Here is a 22,538-nt window from a genome sequence, read left to right as displayed (position 1 = left end):
ATAAATGAAAGATTGGAGAAAATGAAAATGAAGCGATTTAAATTAACCACACTTTGTATGTTGTCAATGGGTATGGGGCAATGGGCCTTTGCAGAAACCGAACGCAGTACTTTACCCAAGTTTCAGGCCAAAGATATCCCTGCCCAATGTGATGCAAAAATTGCAGATGTTAAAACCAAGTTGGCTGAATTTGCCAAAGTTAAACTCAAAAATAATGCGCCTGCTGGAGCAGTATTGGCAAAGTGGGATCAAATTTTTGCAGAGTTTGAAGATTTTTATGGGCCAATTAATTTAGCCAGTAATGTTGACCCAAGCGCAGATTTACGTAAAGCCGCAGAAGATTGCGAAGTTAAAATCAGTCAGTTCCAAACTGAAGTGTACCAAGACGGGAAACTTTATCAGCAAATTAAAAAAACCAAAGCCAGTGATGAGATTGACCGAAAATATCGCCAAGATATTTTAGATGGTTTTGAAGATACAGGGGTACAACTTCCCGCAGAAAAACAAGCACGTTTAAAAGTGATTTTAGATGAATTGACCAAGATTCAACAAGAATATGCCCGCAACATTCGAGATAATCCTGAAAAATTAGAATTTACCCCAGCCGAATTAAAAGGCTTACCAGAAAGCTATATTGCCAATCTAAAGAAAAATGAAAAAGGCAATTATCTATTGGGCTTTGACTACCCAGAATACCGTCCTTTTATGGAATTGGCAGACAGTGATGATGCACGTAAACGTTATCAAATTGCTTATACCCGCCGTGGTACTGAAAAGAATTTAGTGTTGCTTAAACAGGCGATTGATCTACGGCATGAACTTGCACAATTATTTGGTAAAGCCAGTTATGCCGATTGGGCATTGAAAAACCGTATGGCCAAGAATCCTGAAACGGTCAATAAATTCCTCAATGAGGTACATAGTACGGTTGCGCCATTAGAGAAAAAAGAAGTGCAAACACTGCGTGAATTTAAAGCCAAGACCTTAAATATCCCAGTGGAAAAAGCGGAAATTAACCGTTGGAGTGAGGGCTATTGGAGCGAAAAATTGCGTCAAGAAAAGTACAAAATTGACCAAGAAAAAATGCGCGAATATTTTCCGACCCAAGCATCACAAGATTGGTTATTTGCAATTTCATCAAATCTATATGGGATTGAATTTAAGCCTGCCAAAGTTGATGTCTGGCAAGATGAAGTTGAATATTACGATGTCACAGATCAGAAAACAGGTCAGCTTTTAGGTGGTTTATATATCGATAAATTTCCACGTGAAGGAAAGTATGGTCATGCAGCGGTGTGGGGCGTTAAGGGTGGCAGTACCCTGACCCAGCGTAAACCGATTTCAGCCTTAGTCACCAACTTTAACCGCAAAGGTCTAAACAGTGATGAACTGGAAACTTTTGTGCATGAGTTTGGACATGCTTTACATGGAATTTTGTCAAACACCCGTTATGCCTCGCAATCTGGTACTTCAGTCGAGCGAGATTTTGTTGAAGCGCCGTCACAGATGTATGAAGAATGGGCACGTCGTAAAGAGACACTATCGACCTTAGCCAATTATTGTAAACCAGCCTGTCCGCGTGTCGATGATGAATTGATTGGTAAATTAAAAGCCGTTAAAAACTATGGTCGTGGATTGTTCTATTCTCGTCAAACCTTATATGCGCAATATGATATGGCACTGCATACCGCAGATGCTTTAAAAACCCAGCCTTTAGATGTATGGAAAAAACTCGAAAATCAAACCGCTTTAGGGTATGTGCCGACCACAGAATTCCCAGGACAGTTTGGTCATATTATGGGCGGATACCAAGTCGGCTATTATGGCTATATGTGGTCAGAAGTGATGGCCTTAGACATGCTTTCAGCTTTTGGCGATAACTTAAATAATCCAGAGGTTGGAGCACGTTATCGTAAAGCGATTTTGTCACAAGGTGGACAAAAGAAAGCAGAGCAGCTGGTGGTTGATTTCTTGGGCAGAGAACCAGATAACAAGGCATTCTTTCAAGAAATTACTGGTCAACGTGATTAAAAGGAATTAGAACTATGCTGGCATATATCACGCGCCGTATATGGCAAATGATTCCGACCATGTTGGGAGTCGTGTTGCTGATTTTCTTTCTATTTAACTGGGTTGGCGGAGATCCTGCTTATATCCTTGCTGGAAAAATGGCAAACCCTGAACAGATTGAAAATATTCGTCAGCAACTTGGGGTAGATCAACCATATTACGTTCAATTGTGGATTTTTATTAAGCAAATCCTGACTTTTGATTATGGCAATAGCTGGAGTACTGGGGAATCGGTTTCAAACATTATCCTGACCCGTTTAGGTCCATCGCTGACCATCATCATTCCACTGACAATTTTACAAACCGTGATTTCAATCATTCTGGCTTTGGCTGTTGCTTCGGTACGTGGTTCATTGACGGATCGTATGGTGATGTTGTTATGTACCATTGGGATGTCGATCAGTATTTTGGTGTATATCATCGTATTTCAGTACGGTCTTGCCTATAAACTGGGATGGTTTCCTGTACAAGGTTGGAGCGATAGTCTCAGTGAAAATCTATTGCAATACGCACTATTGCCAATCTTAATCATGTTGGTGGTGAGTATTGCACCGACTTTACGTCTATATCGTAGCTTTGTCTTGGATGAAGTCAATCAGGACTATGTCCGTACTGCACGGGCAAAAGGGGTCGGTGAGGGACGTATCTTAGGCGTACATGTATTGCGTAATGCATCTATTCCGATTATTACTGACGTGATGTCGAGCCTGCCAGCGTTATTGATTGGGGCATTTTTAATTGAGCGATTTTTTGGTATTCCGGGGATTGGGCGAGAAGTCATTATTGCAGTAGAACGAAGCGACTTTCCTGTGATTAAGGCAATCACGGTCTATGTTGCCGCTGCGACCATGATTTTTAACCTGATCGCTGATTTGATTTATAAAGTGGTTGATCCACGCGTACAGTTGAAGTAGGTGGGATGATGCTCGGAATTTTATCGAAAAAAGTAGACGCCCAAGAACAACAGACTTCTCCCGGTTTATGGCGATTGGCGATGCGACGTTTAAAAGCAGATCGTATCGCTATGCTGTCGTTATTGGTGTTGCTGTGTTATTTCATCATATTGGTACTCTCCATGACGGGTGTGATTGCATCAAATTGGAATAAAGAAGTAGCCGTGAGTTATGCGCCACCTACATTTATCGGGGCAGATCAAAACACGCAAGATTCTGCAAAAAAAGCCGCAACTGTAGAGGCCTTACCTGAAAATCCTGTTGATCCTTTAAAAGATGTGATCAAAGAGTTAAATACTGAAATTGCAACAGAACAAGCTTCAGGTGGCACGATTGACTACTACGGTATTCAAGATCCGCTTGCAGAAGATATGAAAGCCATTGATCAGCAATTGGGTGGGCATTTACTTGATCAGCAAAGTGAACTCAAACAAACCTTGCCTTTCGGTGCAGATAAATGGGGACAGGATGTTGTACTCAAAACCATTAAAGGCGCAGAAACCTCAATTATTGTGGGCTTAATCTCGGCATTGCTGGCCGTGGTAATCGGTACATTCTTAGGGGCAATCGCTGGTTACTTTGGTGGTTGGGTGGATGATGTTCTAAACTGGTTTTATAACATTTTTACCTCGATACCTTATCTATTGTTGGTGTTGGCGATTGCCGCTGTACTGCAACAAAAAGGTATTCTTTCCATTGTTTTAATTTTGGGATTAACGGGTTGGACTGGGGTATTCCGTTTAATTCGTGCCGAATATATGAAACATAATTCACGCGAGTATGTGCTGGCAGCCAAAGCAATTGGTGTCAGTAATACCCGACGGATGTTTGTGCATATTTTCCCTAATGTAAGCCATATTGCGTTGGTTCAGATGTCGATCTTGGTGGTTGCATTTATTAAGTCTGAAGTGATTTTAAGCTTCTTGGGCTTTGGTGTACCTGTGGGGGTGGTGTCATGGGGCAGTATGTTGAATGAAGCGCAAAGTGAGCTGATTTTAGGTAAATGGTGGCAATTGGTGGCAGCCTCAGTAGCGATGGCCGTGCTTGTGACCGCATTTTCAATGTTTACAGATGCATTGCGTGATGCATTAGACCCTAAACTAAAATAAGGAGCCTAAAGATGTCAGAACAACAAGCGACACCTCCTGTGCTACTCAGTGTTGAAAATCTGAGTGTGAGTTTTAAGGGTGAAAATAAGCAATTTATTGAAACCGTAAAAGGTATTTCATTTCAGATTCCTGCCAATACTACCGTTGCCTTGGTTGGCGAATCTGGCAGTGGCAAATCAGTAACTTCATTGGCAACCATGGGTTTATTACCCAAAGGTCAATCTCGTATTGCTGAAAACAGTAAAATTATTTTTGAAGGCAAAGACTTACTCAGTTTAAGCAGTAAACAAATGCGTGCAATGTGTGGTAAAGACATTGCTATGATTTTTCAGGAACCGATGTCTTCACTTAATCCTGTGTTTACAGTGGGTGATCAAATCGCTGAAATTATGCGTATCCATTTAAATATGGGGCGTAAACAAGCACGACAACGCACTTTGGAATTACTCACTGAAGTTGGGATTCCATCCCCTGAAAGCAAGATTGATGCTTACCCCAGTCAACTGTCTGGTGGTCAACAGCAACGGGTCATGATTGCCATGGCAATTGCTTGTGAACCCAAATTACTGATTGCTGATGAGCCGACCACAGCATTAGATGTCACCATCCAAAAACAAATATTGGATTTGTTGGAGGCTTTACGTAAGCGCCGTCAAATGTCGATGTTGTTTATTACCCATGACTTGGCATTGGTGAGTGAAATTGCCGATGAAGTGATTGTGATGCGTCATGGTGAAATTCGTGAACAAGGTTTAGCAAAAGCTGTTTTAGAACAGCCACAAGATGCCTATACCAAAGCATTATTATTATGCCGTCCGCAACTTTCGCATCGTCCATATCGCTTACCGGTCATTAGTGATTTTATGCAAGCCCAAGATGCACCTGTGACTGAGGTGGTGAGTTTGCCTGAGGTGGATTTTGCGGAGCGCAAGCGCGGCCTAGTTGGCGGTGAAGAAATTATTTTAGATGTGCGTGATTTAAAAAAATCATTTTTTAGCCGTAAAGGGCTATTTGGCAAAGATGAATTTCAAGCAGTCAAAGGGGCATCTTTCCAACTGGCGAAAGGGAAGACTTTAGGGCTCGTGGGGGAGTCAGGCTCAGGTAAAACCACCATTGGTTTATTGTTGATGCGTTTGCAACAAGCTTCTGGCGGCCAAGCTTTATTTCAAGGTAAAGATATTTTGGCAATGTCTGAAAAAGAGTTTGCCCAGTATCAACGTAAGATTCAGATCATCTTTCAGAATCCCTATGCTTCACTTAATCCGCGTTTTACCGTGGGGCAAATTTTGATGGAGCCGATGCAAGTTCATAAAATTGGTGCAAATGATAATGAACGTAAAAAGATGGCTTTAGAATTACTGGAAAGAGTAAGCTTACCTGTGCAAGCCTTTGATCGTTATCCGCATGAGTTTTCTGGGGGGCAACGTCAACGTATTGCAATCGCACGCTGTTTAACCTTAAAACCTGAAATTTTAATCTGTGATGAATCAGTCTCGGCACTTGATGTATCGGTTCAAGCGCAAGTCCTAAACTTACTTCAAGATCTGCAAGATGAATTTGGCTTAAGTTATATTTTTATCTCACATGATTTGTCTGTGGTGAAATATATTTCGGATCAAATTATGGTGATGAACCATGGTGATATTGTTGAAATCGCCAATTCGGATGAGTTATATCAATCACCACAACATGACTATACCAAACGCTTACTGAGTTCAATTCCACAAGGAACCAGACAGGTGATTTAGATTTTTGTTATGTGAGAGCTGCTGGATTCAGTTGCTGTCAGTCCGTTAAGGATTTCAAATCTTCCTCTTTGCGAAGTTGATACTTCTCACCTTTGAAAAAGGAGGGGGGTATTACTGAAGTTAATTAATTTAGTCTCAGGTTGCTCTCCCTCTTTTTCTAACAGGGAGAGCTACAGTTGTAGTAGCGTAAGGAGTATTTTTATTGATATATAACACGATTAAGCTGATGCGTTTTGTTTAGGATAAATATACTTGCGATAGATAGGCATAAGAATAGGCAATAATAAAAAATGAAATAGGCTGGTTGCACAACTGATTAGAATAAAAGTGATTATATCAGGTGGTGAGTAAATCAGTATGATTACGCCATAGACTGGAATAACAATCGGTAAGATTGAACAGACTGTATAGCTAAGAAATGGTCTGCGAATGGCTGTTTCTGAGCAAAGTAAATAGGCATAGCTCCACATCCATAGGCCATAAATTGAGCATAAAATGACAACCTGAAAAAGTGGATAACCATAATCCTGTGGTTTCTTTCTAAGAAAATTGATCAAATACTCTGAATAAAACAGCCCTTGATATGCTATCGATATAGACGCAATAAACCAGATAAGAAATAAGGGAATGAGGATCAGGTATTTTTTATTCATATTGTTATTACCATATTAAGATCATATTGCTTAAAGGGTTTTGCACTGTTTTGTTTACAGCACAAGCTGAGGCATAGCCTACAGTAATATATTTAAATCTTAATGCATGATGTAGCGCATAGTTTAAACGAAAAAAAGCCACTATTTAAAAATAGTGGCTTTTGCTCTTTAAGTCTATTCAGAACTTAGAACTTTTTAAAACCTTTTGTCACAACAAACGGTTTTTTCTTTTCAGGTTGTTCACTACGTTCTTGGCGATCTGAACGATCTAGACGCTCGTTTGGATTATAACGGCCTTCTGAACGATTACGGTTTTGTTGATTGCCATAACGGTTTTCAGAACGGTTGCTATTAAAACTATTACCACGGTTGTCCGCACGGTCATTGTTGTAGCTGTTGCCACCAGAACGTGCTTTATTAAAGCGGTTTTCAGAGCGTTCATTGCGATTGTCAGTACGATTTTCAGTGCGGTTTTGACCATATTGGTTTGCACTTGGCTGAGCATCACGACGATCATTTTGATGGTTGTGAGCTTCTTCACCTTCACTATCACGACGTTGTTGACGCAGGAATCCACCACGACGCGCAGCCATAGGTTTGTCTTGCATACGTTCAGTACGACGTTTTGCCATACCAAATAAACCTGTGCCTTGACGTGGTTTCAGTTCAACAGCTTTGGTTAAATTATCGATATCAGTTTTATCAAGTTCCATCCAACGACCTGTACGAAGTTCACGAGGCAAAATCACAGTACCGTAACGAGTACGGAGCAAGCGACTTACTTTTAGACCTTGTGATTCAAAAATACGGCGAACCTCACGGTTACGACCTTCTTTTACAACGACTTGGTACCAGCGATTGATCCCTTCACCACCAATTTCAGAGAAAGATTCAAATTTTGCTGGACCATCATCTAAAACAACGCCATTTGTCATGTTGTTTTTGAGTTGAGGCGTTACTTCACCCATGACTCGAACTGCATATTCACGTTCGATTTCATTTGAGGGATGCATTAAACGATTGGCAAGTTCACCATCATTTGTAAAAAGTAATAAACCTGTTGAGTTGATATCTAGACGACCCACCATCACCCAACGGTCATTGGAAATCGGGGGTAAGTGATCAAACACAGTCGGGCGAGATTCTGGATCATTACGAGAACAGATTTCACCTTCAGGTTTGTAGTAAATCAATACACGACGACGAATTTCGTCTTCAATTTGGAACTGAACTTTACGACCATCGATGCGAAGCTCATCACCTGGTTCAATACGTTCGCCCACTTGAGCAACCTGCCCATTGACACTTACACGACCAGCGGCAATGACCTCTTCCATATAACGGCGAGAGCCCAAACCCACTCGTGCGAGTACCTTTTGCAATTTTTCACTCATGACAGCATAACCTTAGAAATAATCATCAACAGTGCACCTATTTAAGACTTGGCAGCTTGCGCATCCAAAATCATAAAAGCTTCCTTGGCATCCTGTAGGGGAGGCAATTGATCTAAAGACACTAGACCAAAAGCATTTAAAAATTGTGGCGTTGTCACTAACAACGCGGGTCTACCTGGGAGTTCTCGGTAACCAGATTCTTTAATCCAGTTCCAATCAAACAAAGTCCTGAGTATTTGACTATTATTTGTAACCCCTCGTATTTGCTCAATATCAGCACGGGTTACTGGCTGATGATAAGCGATCACTGCAACTGTTTCTAACAGTGACGGCGATAATCGAGTTGGTCGATCTGGCCAAACTTGCGCAATCACGTTGCGGTATTTTGCCCGCACTTGAAAACGATAACCTTGTGCTGTTTCGACAAGTTCGATTGAACGACCATGTTGTAACACAGACAATTGCTGTAAATACTGTTGCAACTGTTGTTTAGAATACTGATTTTGAAATGCTTCTTTTAAGCGAGCAAGAGATACAGGGGCATCACTTGCAAAGATAATCGCTTCAAGTTGCATCAGAACTTCGTGATGTAATTCATCAACATTAAAGGCATTATTTTGATCAATGGTCATGCCGTTGCTCCTTGAATTGCAAGCGGGGCCTCAACACCAGAAGAAATAATTTGGACTTTTTGCTGACGGGTCAGCTCCAAGATTGCCATAAATGTAACCACCATGCCCATTCGACCTTGGTTTGGCTTGAGTAATTCTTGGAAACTGAGAACTTCTCCAGATTCAATCATATATTCGATATAAGCAATGCGTTCTTCAAGTAATATAGGTTCTTGTTCAATCTTATGGGTTATGGGTTCAGGGCGGTTAAAAATGCAATACAATGCATCTTTTAGCATCTCAACGTCATAACCTTCATACACTTTTGGAATATGACCAATCGCGACATGGGTCGCAAAAGTATCTCGGTCTAAAACAGGCATCTGCCCTAAACGTTCAGCTGCTTTTTTAATCCGTAAATAGGTTTCTAAGCGATCGATTAATTCCTGTTTTGGATCTTTTTCAATATGAATAGTTTTTGGTTTTGGCAATAACAAGCGAGATTTTAAATCTGCCAATAATGCTGCCATCACCATATAGTCAGCGGTTAATTCGATATTTAACGATTTCATACCGTCCATATAAGACAAGTATTGTGTTGCAATCGGGGCAATATCTAACTGTAAAAGATCGAAACCATTTTTTTGAATCAGATAAATTAAAAAGTCGAGTGGTCCTTCGAAATGTTCAAGCAGAATTTCGAATGCAGCAGGAGGAATATATAAATCCTCTGGAATTTCTTCTTGCCATTCATCCAATACACGGATGTTGGAAATGGATTCCATAGGATGCTGAGTTGCTTGAGTCATTACAGTTTATTAGCCACGCGAATTTTCAAAGGCATGTTTTATTCGTGTTACCACTCAATAGGTACAATAGGAGAGGGTGGTGACGAATTACAAAAAGATATTTGGCTTATTTTAATGGAAAAGTTAAGAGGAATACATTGTTTAATTATAAAAACCATAAAAAAACCTGAAAATAAATAGGGAATATTTCGTTTTGTGATGATTAAACTTAACTAAGCTACTCATTTTTATTGTAAATTTTTATATATTTTTAAGAAAAAATTTATCCAAATTTTAATCGCATAATGTGAAGTGGATCAACTTTATATGTTGGGTGAGTTTGAATTGTTAGATTTTTTTACTTTCAATCTATTCTTTGCAAAATGATACTGACTCTATTATTGCATGCTTAAAATTATAATTTTGCCCAAAATATTACAATGTTATTTAGTTGATTTTGGATATAACTGGATGGTGTATAAACATCTCAGCGAAATCGTTTAAGACTATAAATATGAAAAAAATTAGTGATGAATGAGTAAATAATTTTGTTTTCAAATATATGCGGATTTTAAGTTATTAAAATCTTTGAATAGGTGACTTTTACCCAACAGCTCCACAATAGAAAAAGTTAAATGATCAATCAAAATAATACTTTCGATCTTCATTTCTTCTTAATTCACTAAGCCAAGAAAAAAGCCAAATAGCAACCAACACAATACGGCGCAACACATTAGCAATCACAACAGTTTGTTTATATACGCTTTTAACAGCATTTTTGATTACTCATCTATTGAGATTTGATCAAACATCCCAGCCTCACAATCCATTTATTCATGTTGCTCACCCCTAAACATGAATTTGGTTCACTTTTTTGTGAAATTATATCATTTTTATTCATGTACGGATTGCGGTATAAATTACACCAAGCGCTTCACGATAGACAAGATTATCGTTGATTCTGAATTGAGCGACTAAGTACAAGTCAGAAAATACGGGAAATACTATTGACTGGATAGATCCAAAAAGAAATTGGATGGTTCAGAAAGAGCATGAAAAAAATTCAGGTTTATTTCAGAAATTAGGGTATCAGATCATCATGAGTAAAGATTTTACATTTACGATTAAGAGCATTAGTTTCGACGAAAACTATCATCCCTCTAATAATACGCGTATCACAACCAACTTTGCCAATTTAGCAAGAGGTGAGAGTCGCCATGACAATTTGCGCAATACCCTAACGATGATTGACAATCGTTTTAATGCTTTAGCGCATTGGGATAATCCTGAAGCAGATCGTTATTCTGTCGAGCTAGAAATCATTTCAGTTGATATTGATATCGAAGGCAACGGTGAGACTTTCCCTACGATTGAAATATTGAAAACCAATATTGTTGATCACAAAAATAATCAACGTATTGAAGGTATTGTGGGCAACAATTTTTCTTCTTATGTGCGTGATTATGATTTTAGTGTATTGCTGTTAGAACATAATAAAAATAAAGATCAATTTAGCCTGCCAGAAAACTATGGTGAGCTTCATGGGAAAATTTTCAACGCATTTGTAAATTCAAATGCGTATAAAGAAAACTTTAAAAAGTCACCTGTGATTTGTCTTAGTGTTTCAAGTAGCAAGGTGTATCACCGTACTGCAAATGTACATCCAGTATTGGGTGTTGAATATCTGCAAGATGAATATTCATTAACAGATGAATACTTCGGAAAAATGGGTTTGCAGGTTCGCTATTTTATGCCGCCTAATAGTGTTGCGCCTTTGGCATTTTACTTCCGTGGTGATTTGCTGAGTGATTACACTAACCTTGAGTTGATCGGGACTATCAGCACCATGGAAACCTTCCAAAAGATTTACCGACCTGAGATTTACAACGCGAATTCTGTGGCAGGTAAATCTTACCAACCAAGTTTAAAGCATCAGGATTATTCACTTACTCGTATTGTGTATGACCGAGAAGAGCGTGGTCAGTTGGCGATTAAGCAAGGGAAATTTACTGAAGAGCAGTTCATCAAGCCATACAAACATATCCTTGAGCAGTGGTCTGCAAATTACGTTGCTTAATTTACCTAGATAGACAAGATTATTGATTATGAAAATATTATTACCGACTTCAACTGCTGGCAGCCTACCAAAACCTTCTTGGCTTGCCGAGCCTGAAAAACTTTGGTCACCTTGGAAATTACAAGATGAGCAATTAATTGAAGGCAAACAAGATGCTTTGCGTTTGTCATTGCAAGAGCAACAACACGCTGGAATCGATATTGTTAGTGATGGCGAACAAACCCGCCAACACTTTGTCACCACGTTCATTGAACATCTCAACGGTGTTGATTTTGAGAAACGTGAGACTGTACGCATTCGTAATCGCTATGATGCAAGCGTACCAACTGTTGTCGGTGCGGTGTCTCGTCAAAAGCCTGTTTTTGTTGATGATGCTAAGTTTTTACGTCAACAAACCAATCAGCCGATTAAATGGGCGTTGCCTGGTCCAATGACGATGATTGATACGCTGTATGATGCGCACTATAAAAGCCGTGAAAAACTTGCTTGGGAATTTGCCAAAATCCTTAATGAAGAAGCCAAAGAGTTAGAAGCTGCGGGTGTGGATATTATCCAATTTGATGAACCTGCATTTAATGTATTTTTTGATGAAGTCAACGACTGGGGTGTTGCGACTTTAGAAAGAGCGCTTGAAGGGCTTAAATGTGAAACTGCGGTGCATATTTGTTATGGCTATGGCATCAAAGCCAATACAGATTGGAAAAAGACATTAGGTTCAGAATGGCGCCAATATGAAGAAGCTTTCCCTAAACTTCAACAATCTAAAATTGATATCGTTTCTTTAGAATGCCAAAACTCTCGTGTGCCAATGGATCTGATCGAATTGATCCGTGGTAAGAAAGTAATGGTTGGTGCTATTGATGTGGCGACCAATACCATTGAAACGGCCGAAGAAGTTGCCAACACATTACGAAAAGCACTTCAGTTTGTAGATGCAGATAAGCTTTATCCATCGACTAACTGTGGTATGGCTCCTTTATCTCGTGAAGTTGCAAGGGGCAAACTTAATGCTCTAAGTGCTGGCGCAGAAATCGTTCGTAAAGAACTTAGCCGCTAGTATTCAACGATATTGTGGTGTAAAAAGGGTGACCTGTTTGGGTGAATGGATATCCAAGACCCAAAGGGAAACCCTGATCACAATTTAGAGAACATCAGTTCTACTGAGAAACTCATCCAGATGCAGTGCCTACATGACGGAATAGCAGGGTAATGCTAAATCTAAAAAAGTACGGTTCAATTTAGGAACAATGAAATGATTGAAGCAACAGACTTTAGAAATGCAATGTCTTTGTTGACCAGTGCAGTCAGTGTCATTACCACGACAGGTTTGTCTGGTCGTTACGGATTTACTGCGTCTGCCGTATGTAGTGTGACGGATTCGCCTCCGACTTTATTGGTCTGTATGAATAAAGCGGCGAGTTCGCATGTGCATTTTGTTGAAAATAAAATTTTAACTGTAAATGTTTTAAGTGCACATCATCAGCATATTTCTAAAGCGTTTTCGTCTAAATTAAGCCCAGAAGAACGATTTAAACATGGTGTTTGGACGGAATTGGAAACTGGCGCACCAGTTTTAGATGATGCTTTGGTGAATTTTGATTGCGAGATTGAGCAAATTCAAGAAGTCGGAACACATACGATTTTTATTTGTCGTATCGTGGCGATTCAACAAAGTGAACATGATCAAAGCTTGGTTTATTTTAATCGTTCTTATCATCATGTTGGGCAGACCGAGGTTGCTTAAAGCTAGTTTGCTTAAAGCCAGTTTGCTTTTTGGTTTACGCCTTATGCCAGAGCTAAAAATAATAAGGCGTTTTGATCGGTTGAATTGATCAAATACGCTGGTTTAATACAATCATAATCAATTGCTTAATTGATTGAAAAATAATAATAATTTTAATGTTTTACACAAAATCCGACATTGACACCCGAAAAATCTCCGATTATTCTTTGCTGGCTGGCCTACATTGCCAGTCGGTTTTGACAGACCGTTTTTCGACTGCATCAGAATTATTCCATCTGAGGGATAGTTTTGCATGTAAACTTCTCGTCCCCTCTCGTTGCGGTAGGGCGGGAGAGGGACACCTTCGGGTGTGCTGGGGTCGAACCAGTCTGTCAACCTTCTTTCGTTCTGCCACCATAATTTTTTATACATTGGCAGAATTTTGAATTGTTCAGGAGTTGGCCATGTATTTTATTCGTACACCTTCAAATTAGTGTTTAGCACGGTTTAACAGCCTTTGGGCTTTTAAGCATTGGCTGGTTATACCTAAAAAATATCAACAATAAAACTTGAGATCCACTTTGGTTACCTTTTGAAGCCTTTGTATGCTTCTTTGCTTATAACAATATCGAGTGTGGTTTTTATCTCATTAAAACAAAAAATATTTATAGGGAAGATATATGTCAAATTTAGATATTTCATTTCGAGCTTTAAGGGTACTCGATACCTCCCGAAGACTCTTTAACCTATACGGTTTTCATCATGTTGGGGTAAACCGTATTATTGAGTCTGCCAGAATTCCCAAAGCCACGTTTTATAAATACTTCTATTCTAAAGAGCGTTTGATTGAAATGAGTTTAACCTTTCAAAAAGATGCACTGAAAGAAGAAGTGTTTACGATGATTTATAAAAAGAAAGACTTTACTGTTTTTGAAAAGCTTAAGCATATTTTCTTTTTACATGCCAATCTGGAAGGGTTTTATCATCTACCGTTTAAGGCTATTTTTGAAATTGAAAAGCGCTATCCCAATGCTTATCAAATCGTAGTTGAGTATCGACACTGGCTGATTGATGAAATTTATAAACTGCTTTTAACCAGCAATGTGAATGCCTCAAAACAAGATGCACATATGTTCTTGTTTGTGATTGATGGGGCAATGGTTCAGCTTCAGGGTGAAAACAGTGTGGATGATCGAGAACGGTTAGTGGGGTGTTTTTTGGATGGGTTGGGGTAGCTATTTTAGATTTTGTGTAAATAATATTTAAAATCATTTCATTATTTATTAATAAATTCTCTGTATGCACTTAAGATAATAAGTTAGTGAAACTGAAAGGCTGTTTTTTGTACGACAAATTTTGTCGTTGAACTGGAATTTTCATCCTATAAAAATGCGCTTAATGCTAGTATTACAAAACAAACTTTACAAAAACTTAAAAGAGGAAAATATGTCTAGTAACGTATGGACAACAACGATTATGTTTGATGAAAACTATCGAGTATTTGGTTTATCCTTTCCTGATACTTTTGATTATGTTGAGTTTCATAAACTTAAAGAAAACTCACCAGAAGAAAAAGAACGTAGAGCTAAATTACTTGATGCTCGGATAGAAGTTACTAAAAAATATCATCTAGCTGAAAAAATATTACCTGCTAATGCACCTACAATCTTATATGCTCACGGTTTTAGTAAAACAGTCAAACTACCAAGTTTTTTCCGTACACAAGAAGGTTTCATTATTCTCACTGAACAGTGCGCTAATGTGCTGAAGAAATTTCGCTTAGGAGAAAGCGTACTCTATCCCTTATCATTTTTTGATATTCAATTCAATGAATTGGTAAATGATCAAACTTATTATTTTTTCAATATTACTGAATTGCGAAGCTTTTTCTATCCAGAATATAGTACACAAGACTTAACAAAATATAGAAATGCTAGACATAAAGATTATCAACTTTTTGAGTTATACCATGCGGACTATGCGGATCGTGCTATTGCCATAAAAAAGGAGGCTGTTGAATGTGATATTGATTTGTGGAGAGATCCTGAACTTGATAATTCAATTTTTATGTCTGATGAACTTAAAAAAGCTTTAGATGAAGCTCAATTGAGTGATGCATGGCAATTATTTTTATGTGATCTTAAATAAAAACAAATTAGAAAATAAAAAATAGGAACAATCAACATGGCTACTTCATCTTTCCAAGTCCATCATATTTTACCTGTTGAACTTTTTAATAGTGAATTTAAAGATCAACTGAACAAACTATTAGGTAGTGACACATCAAATATTTCAGATGATAAGTATAAGAATACTGCTTTACAATCATTTAATAATCGAATTGCTTTATATTCTGATGCTGATCGTGCAGAGATGGCTAAAGCTTTACAAGACAGTGGACACCCTATATCTGATATTTCAATTGGTGCATCACAGCATTATACTCAGCATCCTGAATATAATAAGGCTGTTAAACAATGGGTTAAAGAAATTATTATTGATGGTAATTTAACGGTCGATCAAAAAAAACTAGCAATTATTGATTTACAGGCAACTCTAAGAGAGGGGTTAGTTAGTGGTGAAATTATCTTAAATGGTAATAAAGACATTGCTAAACAAAGTATCAATAATTATTTAGATCAACATGTCATAACGGTTGAGCAATTAAAAAATGCTGATTCAGAGCGTTTTAAACAGGCAGAAGCACGATTAGAAACATTTGCTGAAAATGACATAAAATATGCAAAAGTTGCAAATGAAAATGTGAGAGTTAATGACGAAGGTAAGACAAGTGCTGGAAATGTAGAGTTTACCAAAACAGCTATAGCTGAAGCTATTGAAATCATAAAAACCCAATCTTACGACTCAATTCCTTTAACGGAAGCGATGAGAAATGACTTGGAAAAATTAATTAATGGAGATCGTAGTCTTAGTGATGCTAATAAAAAAATAATTATAGAAAATTATACCCATGCTAAAGCTTATGTAAATGGTATTTCTGACAAACCACCTTCTGGTATTTATGAAAAGTTGGTGAATTCATCTGCTGATCTCACACAAAATATTCAAAAAACAAATCAATTCACAGAAGCTTTAAAAAATAATGTACTTTCTGAAGCTGAAAAATCAAATATTCAAAATGAAATTTCTAGGTTACAAGCTGAAAAAGTCATTATTGATGCAGAAATTACAAAAATTCAGGGAACTAAAGAATCTATACTTGTAGATGTAAAGCTTGGATCGCAACGTGGGTATGTAGACCTTCAAGTTGTAGCAGATGCACTAAATAAATCACTAAAACTCGTAAATGGAAGTTTAGAGACAGTAAGGCAAGATACTCAACAAATTATTAAAAATAATATGCTCCAAGTAGAAAATGGGCAAATTAAACTTAATCCTGAAATGGCGAACAATTTAGGAAAATATTTAAGTGACAGCTTGATTGGTGGAAAGGTCGGTGCTGGCGTCATGGCCGCCGATTTTCTGAATAATACATTTGAAGGATTAGTTGTTGGTCTAGAAACTGGTAATTGGAAACCATTCCAAGAACAAGCACAAGAATATGGACCTCAAGCTGTTATAGGAACAGTCATATTTGCTGCCGGTGCAGAGTTGGTGCCTGTTATAGCTGGCTTACTTGGTGTCCCAGTATTGGGTGAGGTGGTTTTAGCAGGTATTCTTTTATACGGTGCTTATCAAGGTGGTAAAGCTGTAGGGGAGCTTTTATATAAACTTTATAATCATATTGCTGAAAATGGTATTGATTTACCTTTTGGGTTGGATAAATTATTTGATCCAGACAATATTTCAAAATGGGTAGATGATGTTACTCCAGATTTCATAAAGGATTGGTTTGGTCTAAATCGTGAAGGGCATCATTACTATTATGATCCACTTATTCTAGACTTAGATGGCGATGGTATTGAAACTATTGCACACAATAAATTAAATGGTGCCCTTTTTGATAACGATGCCGATGGGCTTAAGACAGCAACTGGTTGGGTTAGCCCACATGATGGACTGCTAGTATTTGACCGTAATGGAGATGGCATCATCAATGATGGTACAGAGGTCTTTGGTGATAATACCAGTCTTAAAAATGGCGAAAAAGCGAAACATGGTTTTGATGCATTAGCCGATTTAGATACAGACAAAAACGGAAAAATAGATGCCAATGATGAAGACTTCAGTAAGCTAAAAGTTTGGAGGGATCTAAATCAAGATGGTAAAAGTCAGGAGAATGAACTATTTACTCTAGAAGAGATAGGAATTAAATCATTAAATGTAAATTATAAAGATACAAATACTGCTTTAGCTGGAAATAATATTTTAGCTCAAGTAGGTTCTTATGAAAAAATTGATGGCACTACTCATATTATGGGAGATGTTAATTTCAGTTTTGATTCAATTTACAGTGAATTCACGAATAAAATTGAAGTAAATAAAGAAATACAAGATTTGCCAGATTTAAAAGGATATGGTCGAGTACGTGATCTTCGCGAAGCAATGGCTCAATCATCAAGTCTGGAGCAACTGGTAAAACAATATGAGTCTGCGGAAACAACTGAAGCACAAAAAGAACTTTTACCAGCATTATTAAAAGCGTGGGCTAAAACAGATCCTTCATACCATGAGTATACAGAGGGGTTATGGGAATCAATGGTGAGCTCGAATGGGCAAGGTGTTGGTATTGCTGGTGGAAACAGGGGGCCAACGATTAGTTTTGATAAAGTTGATCCAGCAATTCAATCCGCTTTTAATGCGGCTAAATCTAAAGTTGGTGTTATTGACTCTTTCATGGGAACTAAGACAGAAAAGCTCTTTTATATCCGTGAAGACGATATTATCAAGACAACTAAAGCAATCAATAATATTTATGATGATATTACTTTCTCCATTTACAAAGGTTTATATGGACAGACAGCAATTTATAAAAATTATGAAGATGAAATTGAGAAAGAATGGATATTAAAAGATAACGGTGATATTGGATATATTCAGAATTTTAAAAATGTTGAGCAATTATTTGAGACAAAATTCTCATTTGATATTAAAAATACTTTCATTGAGTTGATTGAGTTTACTGATCATATTGCGAATGTATACAGTGATATTGTTAAAAAAGGATTTGAGGGACTTCAATTACTTATTTTTGAAAACTATGAAAAATTTGATGATAGTACATTGGTTGAAATTAATACTTTCCTTATGAAGTACCCAACAGCCTTTAAATATATTGTTGGTACTAATGATATTGATATTCTAAATGGATCATCTAAGTCAGAAATATTATTAGGTGGTGCAGGCAATGACACTCTTAATGGCGCTGATGGTATCGATACACTTTCTGGTGGTTCAGGGAATGACAAACTCTATGGTGGAAATGGTTCAGATACCTTAATTGGCGGTACGGGTAACGACTATCTAGAAGGTGGCTATCAAGGAGATACCTATGTCTTTAGTAAAGGACATGGTCAAGATATCGTATATGACTACAGTGGAGGTACCACTGGAGACGATATTGTTCAATTTACAGATGTAAAATTTGAAGAAGTGAAATTTAGAAAAGAAGGGAGTGATCTGAAGTTATTCGGATATAACGAAGGTGATTTGGTCACAATAAAAGATTTCTTTAAGACTTATTCAGATATTGAGAAATTCGTATTCTCAGATCAAACGATCACGCTTGATTATTTACGTCAGAATGGATTGACCATTGAAGGTACAGATGCAGGCGAAACTATTACAACATGGAGTTATAAGAGCATAGTAAAAGCTGGTGCAGGAGACGATATCGTTAATGCTTCAGGATATGATGATGTACTAGATGGTGGTTCAGGGAATGACAAACTCTATGGTGGAAATGGTTCAGATACCTTAATTGGCGGTACAGGTAACGACTATCTAGAAGGTGGCTATCAAGGAGATACCTATGTCTTTAGTAAAGGACATGGTCAAGATATCGTATATGACTACAGTGGAGGTACCACTGGAGACGATATTGTTCAATTTACAGATGTAAAATTTGAAGAAGTGAAATTTAGAAAAGAAGGGAGTGATCTGAAGTTATTCGGATATAACGAAGGTGATTCGGTCACAATAAAAGATTTCTTTAAGACTTATTCAGATATTGAGAAATTCGTATTCTCAGATCAAACGATCACGCTTGATTATTTACGTCAGAATGGATTGACCATTGAAGGTACAGATGCAGGCGAAACTATTACAACATGGAGTTATAAGAGCATAGTAAAAGCTGGTGCAGGAGACGATATCGTTAATGCTTCAGGATATGATGATGTACTAGATGGTGGTTCAGGGAATGACAAACTCTATGGTGGAAATGGTTCAGATACCTTAATTGGCGGTACGGGTAACGACTATCTAGAAGGTGGCTATCAAGGAGATACCTATGTCTTTAGTAAAGGACATGGTCAAGATATCGTATATGACTACAGTGGAGGTACCACTGGAGACGATATTGTTCAATTTACAGATGTAAAATTTGAAGAAGTGAAATTTAGAAAAGAAGGGAGTGATCTGAAGTTATTCGGATATAACGAAGGTGATTCGGTCACAATAAAAGATTTCTTTAAGACTTATTCAGATATTGAGAAATTCGTATTCTCAGATCAAACGATCACGCTTGATTATTTACGTCAGAATGGATTGACCATTGAAGGTACAGATGCAGGCGAAACTATTACAACATGGAGTTATAAGAGCATAGTAAAAGCTGGTGCAGGAGACGATATCGTTAATGCTTCAGGATATGATGATGTACTAGATGGTGGTTCAGGGAATGACAAACTCTATGGTGGAAATGGTTCAGATACCTTAATTGGCGGTACGGGTAACGACTATCTAGAAGGTGGCTATCAAGGAGATACCTATGTCTTTAGTAAAGGACATGGTCAAGATATCGTATATGACTACAGTGGAGGTACCACTGGAGACGATATTGTTCAATTTACAGATGTAAAATTTGAAGAAGTGAAATTTAGAAAAGAAGGGAGTGATCTGAAGTTATTCGGATATAACGAAGGTGATTCGGTCACAATAAAAGATTTCTTTAAGACTTATTCAGATATTGAGAAATTCGTATTCTCAGATCAAACGATCACGCTTGATTATTTACGTCAGAATGGATTGACCATTGAAGGTACAGATGCAGGCGAAACTATTACAACATGGAGTTATAAGAGCATAGTAAAAGCTGGTGCAGGAGACGATATCGTTAATGCTTCAGGATATGATGATGTACTAGATGGTGGTTCAGGGAATGACAAACTCTATGGTGGAAATGGTTCAGATACCTTAATTGGCGGTACGGGTAACGACTATCTAGAAGGTGGCTATCAAGGAGATACCTATGTCTTTAGTAAAGGACATGGTCAAGATATCGTATATGACTACAGTGGAGGTACCACTGGAGACGATATTGTTCAATTTACAGATGTAAAATTTGAAGAAGTGAAATTTAGAAAAGAAGGGAGTGATCTGAAGTTATTCGGATATAACGAAGGTGATTTGGTCACAATAAAAGATTTCTTTAAGACTTATTCAGATATTGAGAAATTCGTATTCTCAGATCAAACGATCACGCTTGATTATTTACGTCAGAATGGATTGACCATTGAAGGTACAGATGCAGGCGAAACTATTACAACATGGAGTTATAAGAGCATAGTAAAAGCTGGTGCAGGAGACGATATCGTTAATGCTTCAGGATATGATGATGTACTAGATGGTGGTTCAGGGAATGACAAACTCTATGGTGGAAATGGTTCAGATACCTTAATTGGCGGTACGGGTAACGACTATCTAGAAGGTGGCTATCAAGGAGATACCTATGTCTTTAGTAAAGGACATGGTCAAGATATCGTATATGACTACAGTGGAGGTACAACTGGAGACGATATTGCTCAATTTACAGACGTAAAATAAGAAGAAGTGAAATTTAGAAAAGAAGGGAGTGATCTGAAGTTATTCGGATATAACGAAGGTGATTCGGTCACAATAAAAGATTTCTTTAAGACTTATTCAGATATTGAGAAATTCGTATTCTCAGATCAAACGATCACGCTTGATTATTTACGTCAGAATGGATTGACCATTGAAGGTACAGATGCAGGCGAAACTATTACAACATGGAGTTATAAGAGCATAGTAAAAGCTGGTGCAGGAGACGATATCGTTAATGCTTCAGGATATGATGATGTACTAGATGGTGGTTCAGGGAATGACAAACTCTATGGTGGAAATGGTTCAGATACCTTAATTGGCGGTACGGGTAACGACTATCTAGAAGGTGGCTATCAAGGAGATACCTATGTCTTTAGTAAAGGACATGGTCAAGATATCGTATATGACTACAGTGGAGGTACCACTGGAGACGATATTGTTCAATTTACAGATGTAAAATTTGAAGAAGTGAAATTTAGAAAAGAAGGGAGTGATCTGAAGTTATTCGGATATAACGAAGGTGATTTGGTCACAATAAAAGATTTCTTTAAGACTTATTCAGATATTGAGAAATTCGTATTCTCAGATCAAACGATCATAGCTTCAGATTTTCCAAAAATCGGGATGGAAATAGTTGGAACAAATGAAAGTGATACATTAATTGGTAATTTGGGAAATGATGCTCTAATTGGTGGTTTGGGTAATGACACCCTTTATGGTGGTTTAGGTGCAGATACAGCAATATTTAAACTTTTACAAGGATTTGAAAGTGATGGAACAGGCGGAAATGGCTTTGATACTTGGTCTGACTTTAATACCAGTCAAGGTGATAAAATTGACATATCGGACTTATTAATTGGTGAAGTTAATAAGGAAAATTTAAATCAATATTTATTGTTTGAAAAAAATGGTTCAACCATTACATTAAGTCTTGATCGAGATGGTAGTGAAACTAACTATTCAAGCAATAAAATATTAATCCTTAATAATCAAACAAATTTGAATAGTTTGGATGACTTAATTAAAGTGGATGCATTTTTAATTTAGTGAAGTTTTAGGAAGCAAAAAACCCGCCATTAATGGCGGGTTTTCTATCAATCATAACTTAAGTGTTGTGAGCGTCATGCGACACATCCCATGTCATTATCGAATACATAAATTCAAAAACTTATAAATTCTTGTGACACATAATGGCATTGGAATGCGACACAACCTATGACATTTTACGAGAAAAACGACACATCTATTGTCATTTTATAATACATAGATATTAAAAATAATTCTGACTTTAAGACGCTTAATGGTTTAGTTTAAGTTCATCATGTGATGGGCAGTGAACAACTTATGATATGAATTTAAACCACTAAAATTGAATAGGTATGATCCTTGTTATAAGTGTAACTTTTGTAGAATAAAATAATGTGAATTTGATCACAATATGTAGATT

13 protein-coding genes and 1 pseudogene are annotated in these 22,538 nt (G+C 37.5%); 11 read left to right on the top strand and 3 right to left on the bottom strand.

Annotated elements, in window-relative coordinates; genetic code table 11:
• Positions 1–21: 21 nt before the first annotated feature.
• The 4 genes from CQZ96_RS09895 to CQZ96_RS09880 are packed head-to-tail and all read left to right on the top strand — an operon-like array spanning position 22 to position 5,880.
• Positions 22–2,031, top strand: a complete 2,010-nt coding sequence (locus CQZ96_RS09895; protein WP_105713258.1) for a M3 family metallopeptidase — start codon at positions 22–24, stop codon at positions 2,029–2,031.
• 14 nt (positions 2,032–2,045) lie between these two features.
• Positions 2,046–2,984, top strand: a complete 939-nt coding sequence (locus tag CQZ96_RS09890) for an ABC transporter permease (protein WP_004722891.1) — start codon at positions 2,046–2,048, stop codon at positions 2,982–2,984.
• Between the two features lie 8 nt (positions 2,985–2,992).
• Positions 2,993–4,132, top strand: a complete 1,140-nt coding sequence (locus tag CQZ96_RS09885; RefSeq protein ID WP_105713257.1) for an ABC transporter permease — start codon at positions 2,993–2,995, stop codon at positions 4,130–4,132.
• A gap of 11 nt (positions 4,133–4,143) precedes the next feature.
• Positions 4,144–5,880 carry an ABC transporter ATP-binding protein gene (locus CQZ96_RS09880; protein WP_105713256.1) on the top strand — a complete coding sequence of 579 codons (1,737 nt, stop codon included), beginning with the start codon at positions 4,144–4,146 and terminating at the stop codon, positions 5,878–5,880.
• 1,159 nt (positions 5,881–7,039) lie between these two features.
• Here the strand turns inward: CQZ96_RS09880 and rluB are convergent.
• The 3 genes and pseudogenes from rluB to CQZ96_RS09865 form a co-directional block, all read right to left on the bottom strand.
• A pseudogene (rluB, locus tag CQZ96_RS09875) lies at positions 7,040–7,927 on the bottom strand (23S rRNA pseudouridine(2605) synthase RluB); the annotation flags it as partial.
• 41 nt (positions 7,928–7,968) lie between these two features.
• Positions 7,969–8,559 (bottom strand): SMC-Scp complex subunit ScpB, encoded by a 591-nt coding sequence (scpB, locus tag CQZ96_RS09870; protein WP_004722881.1) that lies wholly within the window; start codon positions 8,557–8,559, stop codon positions 7,969–7,971.
• A complete protein-coding gene (locus CQZ96_RS09865; RefSeq protein WP_105713253.1) occupies positions 8,556–9,347 on the bottom strand; it encodes a segregation and condensation protein A in 792 nt (263 codons plus the stop codon). Before CQZ96_RS09865 ends, scpB begins: the two co-directional genes overlap by 4 nt.
• 1,078 nt (positions 9,348–10,425) lie before the next feature.
• Here CQZ96_RS09865 and CQZ96_RS09860 point away from each other — a divergent pair.
• The 7 genes from CQZ96_RS09860 (at position 10,426) to CQZ96_RS21870 (ending at position 22,138) form a co-directional block, all read left to right on the top strand.
• Entirely contained in the window at positions 10,426–11,403 is a 978-nt protein-coding gene (locus CQZ96_RS09860; RefSeq protein ID WP_034610135.1) for a DUF1852 domain-containing protein, read from the top strand.
• A 28-nt stretch (positions 11,404–11,431) separates the two neighbouring features.
• Positions 11,432–12,460, top strand: a complete 1,029-nt coding sequence (locus CQZ96_RS09855; protein WP_004819267.1) for a methionine synthase — start codon at positions 11,432–11,434, stop codon at positions 12,458–12,460.
• A gap of 195 nt (positions 12,461–12,655) precedes the next feature.
• Positions 12,656–13,147, top strand: coding sequence for a flavin reductase (locus CQZ96_RS09850; RefSeq protein ID WP_004722874.1), 492 nt, complete (start codon positions 12,656–12,658; stop codon positions 13,145–13,147).
• A gap of 659 nt (positions 13,148–13,806) precedes the next feature.
• A complete protein-coding gene (locus CQZ96_RS09845) occupies positions 13,807–14,361 on the top strand; it encodes a TetR/AcrR family transcriptional regulator (protein WP_105713251.1) in 555 nt (184 codons plus the stop codon).
• Positions 14,362–14,572: 211 nt separating this feature from the next.
• The gene (locus CQZ96_RS09840; RefSeq protein WP_105713400.1) at positions 14,573–15,274 is read left to right on the top strand and encodes a hypothetical protein; all 702 of its coding nucleotides are present in this window, start codon (positions 14,573–14,575) and stop codon (positions 15,272–15,274) included.
• A gap of 36 nt (positions 15,275–15,310) precedes the next feature.
• A complete protein-coding gene (locus CQZ96_RS21690; protein WP_178283378.1) occupies positions 15,311–21,073 on the top strand; it encodes a calcium-binding protein in 5,763 nt (1,920 codons plus the stop codon).
• 6 nt (positions 21,074–21,079) lie between these two features.
• Positions 21,080–22,138, top strand: coding sequence for a calcium-binding protein (locus tag CQZ96_RS21870; RefSeq protein WP_178283376.1), 1,059 nt, complete (start codon positions 21,080–21,082; stop codon positions 22,136–22,138).
• The last annotated feature ends 400 nt before the right edge of the window (positions 22,139–22,538 follow it).

The organism is Acinetobacter sp. MYb10, from assembly GCF_002980175.2.
Lineage (GTDB): Bacteria > Pseudomonadota > Gammaproteobacteria > Pseudomonadales > Moraxellaceae > Acinetobacter > Acinetobacter guillouiae.
The sequence above is the reverse complement of the archived record's forward strand: the minus strand, read 5'-3'. Positions and strand labels throughout refer to the sequence as shown.

Excerpts from the sequence above, each read along its gene's own strand:
- CQZ96_RS09860 (WP_034610135.1), top strand. The coding sequence starts at position 10,426 with ATGAGTAAAGATTTTACATTTACGATTAAGAGCATTAGTTTCGACGAA.
- CQZ96_RS09865 (WP_105713253.1), bottom strand. The coding sequence starts at position 9,347 with ATGACTCAAGCAACTCAGCATCCTATGGAATCCATTTCCAACATCCGT.
- CQZ96_RS21690 (WP_178283378.1), top strand. The coding sequence starts at position 15,311 with ATGGCTACTTCATCTTTCCAAGTCCATCATATTTTACCTGTTGAACTT.
- CQZ96_RS09890 (WP_004722891.1), top strand. The coding sequence starts at position 2,046 with ATGCTGGCATATATCACGCGCCGTATATGGCAAATGATTCCGACCATG.
- CQZ96_RS09845 (WP_105713251.1), top strand. The coding sequence starts at position 13,807 with ATGTCAAATTTAGATATTTCATTTCGAGCTTTAAGGGTACTCGATACC.
- CQZ96_RS09885 (WP_105713257.1), top strand. The coding sequence starts at position 2,993 with ATGCTCGGAATTTTATCGAAAAAAGTAGACGCCCAAGAACAACAGACT.
- CQZ96_RS09840 (WP_105713400.1), top strand. The coding sequence starts at position 14,573 with ATGTCTAGTAACGTATGGACAACAACGATTATGTTTGATGAAAACTAT.
- CQZ96_RS09880 (WP_105713256.1), top strand. The coding sequence starts at position 4,144 with ATGTCAGAACAACAAGCGACACCTCCTGTGCTACTCAGTGTTGAAAAT.
- CQZ96_RS09855 (WP_004819267.1), top strand. The coding sequence starts at position 11,432 with ATGAAAATATTATTACCGACTTCAACTGCTGGCAGCCTACCAAAACCT.
- CQZ96_RS09895 (WP_105713258.1), top strand. The coding sequence starts at position 22 with ATGAAAATGAAGCGATTTAAATTAACCACACTTTGTATGTTGTCAATG.
- scpB (WP_004722881.1), bottom strand. The coding sequence starts at position 8,559 with ATGACCATTGATCAAAATAATGCCTTTAATGTTGATGAATTACATCAC.
- CQZ96_RS09850 (WP_004722874.1), top strand. The coding sequence starts at position 12,656 with ATGATTGAAGCAACAGACTTTAGAAATGCAATGTCTTTGTTGACCAGT.